General features: G+C 38.6%; 6 protein-coding genes. 1 reads left to right on the forward strand and 5 read right to left on the reverse strand.

From position 1 onward, the window contains the following. Window positions 1-73 precede the first annotated feature (73 nt). From LJE11_RS18410 to hflK, 5 genes are all read right to left on the reverse strand, one after another. Window positions 74-352 carry a hypothetical protein gene (locus LJE11_RS18410; protein WP_120062796.1) on the reverse strand — a complete coding sequence of 93 codons (279 nt, stop codon included), beginning with the start codon at window positions 350-352 and terminating at the stop codon, window positions 74-76. Window positions 353-764: 412 nt separating this feature from the next. Then, window positions 765-1199 carry a HEPN domain-containing protein gene (locus tag LJE11_RS18415; RefSeq protein WP_055153900.1) on the reverse strand — a complete coding sequence of 145 codons (435 nt, stop codon included), beginning with the start codon at window positions 1197-1199 and terminating at the stop codon, window positions 765-767. Further along, entirely contained in the window at window positions 1190-1543 is a 354-nt protein-coding gene (locus tag LJE11_RS18420) for a nucleotidyltransferase domain-containing protein (RefSeq protein WP_008705807.1), read from the reverse strand. The genes LJE11_RS18415 and LJE11_RS18420 overlap by 10 nt, the downstream gene beginning before the upstream one ends. A gap of 157 nt (window positions 1544-1700) precedes the next feature. Beyond that, window positions 1701-2567, reverse strand: a complete 867-nt coding sequence (hflC, locus tag LJE11_RS18425) for a protease modulator HflC (RefSeq protein ID WP_173701382.1) — start codon at window positions 2565-2567, stop codon at window positions 1701-1703. Window positions 2568-2652: 85 nt separating this feature from the next. Next, entirely contained in the window at window positions 2653-3675 is a 1023-nt protein-coding gene (gene hflK / locus LJE11_RS18430; RefSeq protein WP_062807301.1) for an FtsH protease activity modulator HflK, read from the reverse strand. A gap of 487 nt (window positions 3676-4162) precedes the next feature. Here hflK and pepT point away from each other — a divergent pair, with 487 nt between their 5' ends. Beyond that, window positions 4163-5380, forward strand: coding sequence for a peptidase T (pepT, locus tag LJE11_RS18435; RefSeq protein ID WP_227296361.1), 1218 nt, complete (start codon window positions 4163-4165; stop codon window positions 5378-5380). Window positions 5381-5606 lie beyond the last annotated feature (226 nt).

The following is a 5606-nucleotide window of genomic DNA, read 5'->3' on the forward strand; positions in this document are numbered from 1 at the left end:
GTTTTTTAACTTTCTTCAATTTTAGTATTGACTTTTTATTTGCAGGCTAAAGTAACGAGAATGCGACGCACAATTATTCAATTGCTATGGAGAAATCATATTCTATCATACGAATTGCCATAGTTGTATCGTCTACGCTTTGACATTCAATATGATACAATTTACCAGCAATCTTTAAACAGGAATCCGTGATAATCTCTCCGTTTTCCTGCTGATGTTCATTGCGCAACTGCACAATCGGTACATTCTCCGGATAAGAAGTATGGAATACTTCATTAATCAAAGGTACTGCCAGATATGGCATTTTCTCAATCATTGTACGAAATACATCATCAAATATCGTATTATTCATTAGATACCTCACTTCTATTCTAACATACGGTAACAATGTTTGAATACCCAATTTGCACAAATATCATAAATCGGATAATCTTTATCTTTCGTACATGCTTTCATAAAGGGAAATAGATGACCGGCTGGTCTGGAACTCAGATATATAAATTCAGTGTAACAAACGCATGCTGTTCCGTCAATCAATAGTTTTCGACACATCAACACTACTTTTGAAAATTTATTCCTTACGTTTCAGTAACAAATTCTCAGTTCACAATACACAAGGCTGTCACACTACATAAGCAATTAGTGTAACAGCCTCTTTTCTATTCTCTGAGATCAGGCTCATGAGATCTTGCCGTCTTTCATTTCAAATACAGTATCAACGATATTCATAGTAGATTTTCTGTATTACGTAACGTGATTTCTGTTTATACCTCATCCTTTTTTAACTTTCGTTCTAACTCTAAAACTTCTTTTCTGCACAATTCTATCGCATCATTACAGGTTTCCACATCATCACCATCAATCTCTATGCTATCGTCACCAGGATATCTGGTTGAAAAATAGAAACCATCTATCATTCTCATATGTGTCTGCGTATTTTTTGAAAACTCTGCTCCCATATTTCCTTTTAGAAATTTCATCAATCTGTTCAGACTATGTGTACGCAAAATATTTTCAAAATCTTTCTGTTGTATAGCATCATCCGGTTTATAGTATTCTGAGATCAGATGCTTCATATATTTTTCGCATATTCCCTGCGCCATGGCACCCATCATATTTGCAACTATCCCCGCATCATAAGAGGCTTTAAAATATTGAAAATCATTTTCTGCAAAATCAAAATAACTGTTCAAGGCCATATCTGAATTCCTTCCTTTCGCACATTTGTATAATACAGCATTTTGTTCCTTTTCCAGTCATCGCCAACTACAATTTTCAGATCCGTTTCTGCATCATCCAATTCCTCAGAGGATACTTCTGATTTTAGAAGATAAAGATATTTTTTAAGTTCCGGCCGGGAGCGGAATGACTCTGACAGTTCCAGAAACAGATCAACATCACTGCTATATTTCTCTTCTCCCCGTGCACAACTGCCATACAGATATATTGTCTTAATATAAGGCCTTATGCATGATGACTGAATAGTTCGTAAAGCATACTCCGCTGCATCTCTCTGCCGTTTTGATCTGATACATGTCAGCATTTTCTATTCCTCCGTTTTCTCTGTATATTATTTCCAGATTATGCTTACATTTTCTGCTTCAGGATTTCTTTGTAAAAAAATTATAACATTCCTTATCTTCTATGTCTATCTTCCATTTATCTGGTGAAAAATTAGAGTGTATTATTGTTACTTTCTTTTATTTTCCTTCAAAGATCTGAGCAATCGGTGAATCTGCAGACAGTATCACTGTTTTGTCCTCACCTTTCATAGATGTCTTCAGCGCATCCAGGCTTCTCACAAATGAATAAAACTCACTTCTGTCCTCTTCTCCATAAGCCTGCGCAAGAATTTTCATATATTCCTGCTCCCCTTCCGCCTCCAGGATCTCTGCCTGTTTTTTAGCATCAGAAATCTGGATTGCTACTTCTTTGTCGGTTTTATTTCGAATCACCTTTGCTTCAGAGTTTCCCTCTGCCTTGTAAGTCGCTGCAATATTATCTCGTTCAGAAATCATTCGTTCATATACAGCTTCCTTATTATCATCCGGCAAATCCAGCTGCTTGGTTTCAAATTTGAGAAGTTCGATTCCATACTGATCCATGTTTGTTCCTATTGCCTCCATAACCATATCAGACAGTTCTCCGTCACGACTTGTGATCACCTGATCCTGTGACATACTGCTGATCGCATTTTTAGTGGCATTATACACAGCAGTATTAATTCGGCTTTCACCACTTTCCACAGAAGAGTTTAATGTCTGTGCAAATTTAAGCGGGTCGCTGATTTTCCAGAGAACATAGCTGTCGCTGATCATCGTTTTCTTATCTTTTGTAATTACATCAGATGCTGCCAGATCATACAGCAGTGTTTCCTTTGGCAATGACTGTGTACTCTCTATAAACGGAATCTTAAAACTGATTCCCGATGAGCTGATCACCCTGTCAACCTTACCAAACTGACGGATCAGCTTATATTCATTTTGCTGAGTTACTGTTACCGACGCTCCGACAGCTACAACCACTGCAGACACACCAATTAATATTCCAATTTTCTTACCGTTCATAAATTAGTCCTTTCCAAATTATATCTCTATCCTTCGTATTTCATTTACCAAAACACTTTTATATGAAATATTTTCTGTCATTTCTTTATTCGTTCTCAGAATCATTTAAATCTTGTGTGTCCTGAGCAGGATCCGTGTTCAGTGTCTCTGTCGGATTCTCTGAACTGTTCCCTGTAAAAGAATCTAGCGGCAGAACCTTCTGCACTCCATCTCCATTATCAATCACAATCTTCATTCCCGGCAGCACATCTTCCATTGCCTCATAGAACATACGCTTCTTTGTGATCTCCGGATTCTTAACATACTCCTCATACATGGCATTAAAACGTGCAACCTCAGCTTCCGCCTCATTAATCCTTACCTGCTTCTGCGCCTCAGCATCCTGAATGATCTGGTCTGCTTCTGCCTCAGCCTCCGGAAGCTTTTCGTTTCTGTATTTATTGGCATTATTCAAAGCAGTTTCTTTTCCCTGCTTGGCAGTTTCTACTGCTTTAAATGCTTTCATAACCTCCTGTGTGGGCGGTTCTGAATCCTGGATTGTGATATTCACAAGCTGAATCCCCAGATCCTGTTCCTCCATCTGCTTCAGGATCATTTCTTTAATCTTACTCTGGATCTCACCTTTTCCGGTGGTAAGCACTTCATCCACATCATAACTTGCGATTACTGTACGGATACAGCTTTGAGAAATATTTTTTAGAATATCTTCCGGTTCCTCTGAATTATAAAGATATTTTACCGGTTCTAAAATTCTGTACTCAACAAAGAAATCTACATCAATAAAGTTATAATCCGAGGTAATCATAATGCCCTCATTCTCAACCACCGAATTATCTCCCATACTATATCCAATAGGAAATCCCTGGATCGTTGTATTTACTTTCTGTACTTTCTGTATAAAAGGAATCTTAAAATGCAGTCCTGTTTCTGCCACTGCCTTCGGCACTCCGAAAGTTGTCAATACTGCCTGTTCCTGCTCCTGGATCTGATAGGTAGCATCTCCCGCAAGCCCTGCAATAATCACCAACCCTGCTGCTCCTATTACAATACGTTTCACATGTTTTCCCGGCTTCTGTAATTTTTTAAATGGATTTACTCTTTCGTTCACTTTTCTCCTCCGTTTCACCATTTGACATAATTAAATTTTTTGCTTCTAAAAATTTCTGAAGAAAAGAAAAAGACTTTCATTTCAGACATAACATGAGCTCTTCTCTTAATGTCTAAAACAAAAGTCTTGCCGATTATATCATAATGCGGGCATTCTTAATCTGCCGTTCTGACGCATTTATGTACCATTTATAGGAAAAACAAGTCCAGTTCTTCATAACGATGGCCGCTACTCCCTTTTCTTTGAGCAGCATCATATCATAACTATTTACAAAATGCAAGAAATATTTTTACGTAATCTCAGTCGCATGTTATACTTATGTTACTGTTCACACACCACTATCCCGAGGCATACAAACCAAAATTCCATTGCCACAGGCAATCTGGAATAAATTTGGACTACGTTACTGAGAATGGAGTGAACAGTAACATACTTATTATATTAAAGCCGAAACTTTTTCAAATAATTCGGTCTCAGGAGGTTTTTCATGAAAGCATACGAACGCCTATTATCTTATGTAAAAGTATTCACTCCAAGCAGTGAAGAAACCGGTACTTCCCCATCCACACAGTATCAGTTTGACCTTGCCAGACTGCTGGTTCAGGAATTAAAGGAACTGGGTGTGAAAGACGCCGATGTAGATGAACATTGCTATGTCTATGGACATATTCCGGCAACCAGGGGCTATGAATCCCGCCAAAAGCTGGGCTTTATTGCTCACATGGATACAGTATCTGATTTCTGCGATCATCCGGTTACTCCGGTTATCACTCCGAATTATGACGGCAAAGACCTTGCACTTGGAACCAGCGGCAGAGTTCTCTCCCCGAAAATGTTCCCTCATCTCTCCACATTAAAAGGCAGAACTCTCATTACTTCCGATGGAACCACCATCCTCGGTGCAGATGACAAAGCCGGAATTGCCGAGATTATGACAATAATTGAACACCTCAATGACAATACTATTCCGCATGGTCCTCTCTGCATTGCATTTACCCCTGACGAAGAAATAGGAATGGGACCAGCCCATTTTAATGTAAAAAAATTCGGAGCGGATTTTGCTTATACACTTGATGGTGATACAGAAGGTGAAATCCAGTATGAAAACTTTAATGCTGCCAGAGCAGTAGTAGAATTTACCGGTGTAAACGTACACCCGGGTTCTTCTAAAAATACAATGGTCAACGCAGCACTTGTTGCCATGGAGTTCAATTCCATGCTCCCTTCCGCTGACACACCAAGAGATACGGAAGACTATGAAGGATTTTTCCATCTCTATTCCATAAAGGGAGATGTCTCACACGCTGCTCTCGAATATATCATTCGTGACCACAATGCAACTACTTTTGATGTCCGTAAGAAAACTATGGAACACATCATTAAAATTTTAAATGAAAAATGGGGAAAAGGAACTGTCTCACTTACCATCACAGAACAGTACCGAAATATGAAAGAAATCATCGACACCTGCATGGAACTGATTGAGCATGCAACTGCAGCATGCAAAGAATGCAATATCCCGCCGCTTATCACCCCGATCCGCGGAGGCACAGACGGTGCCCAGTTAAGCTTTATGGGACTCCCATGCCCGAATCTCGGAACAGGAGGACATGCTTATCATGGACCTTATGAACACATCACCGTTGAAGGAATGGATATCGCTGTAGATATAGGATTAAAGATTATCGAGTTATTTTATAAATAATTTCGATTACAATATCTCCTTGTTGTTATTTTAACCGCTAAATTGATGTCTTAAATAATTTTGCGATTAACGTAATAGCAAGGGGATTATCTATAAACTCTGAATATTTTTTATTCTATTTATTTTTACGCACAAAAAAACCAGCTAGATGATAGCTGGCTTCTACTGTATCTTCAAAACTACATACATGTTGACATTTCCTTGAGATTCATTCTTCCTGCGATTC

The organism is Blautia sp. DFI.1.216 (assembly GCF_020594215.1).
In the GTDB taxonomy this organism is placed as follows: Bacteria; Bacillota; Clostridia; order Lachnospirales; family Lachnospiraceae; genus Blautia_A; species Blautia_A wexlerae.

Excerpts from the sequence above, each read along its gene's own strand:
- LJE11_RS18410 (WP_120062796.1), bottom strand. The coding sequence starts at position 352 with ATGAATAATACGATATTTGATGATGTATTTCGTACAATGATTGAGAAA.
- LJE11_RS18415 (WP_055153900.1), bottom strand. The coding sequence starts at position 1,199 with ATGGCCTTGAACAGTTATTTTGATTTTGCAGAAAATGATTTTCAATAT.
- LJE11_RS18420 (WP_008705807.1), bottom strand. The coding sequence starts at position 1,543 with ATGCTGACATGTATCAGATCAAAACGGCAGAGAGATGCAGCGGAGTAT.
- hflC (WP_173701382.1), bottom strand. The coding sequence starts at position 2,567 with ATGAACGGTAAGAAAATTGGAATATTAATTGGTGTGTCTGCAGTGGTT.
- pepT (WP_227296361.1), top strand. The coding sequence starts at position 4,163 with ATGAAAGCATACGAACGCCTATTATCTTATGTAAAAGTATTCACTCCA.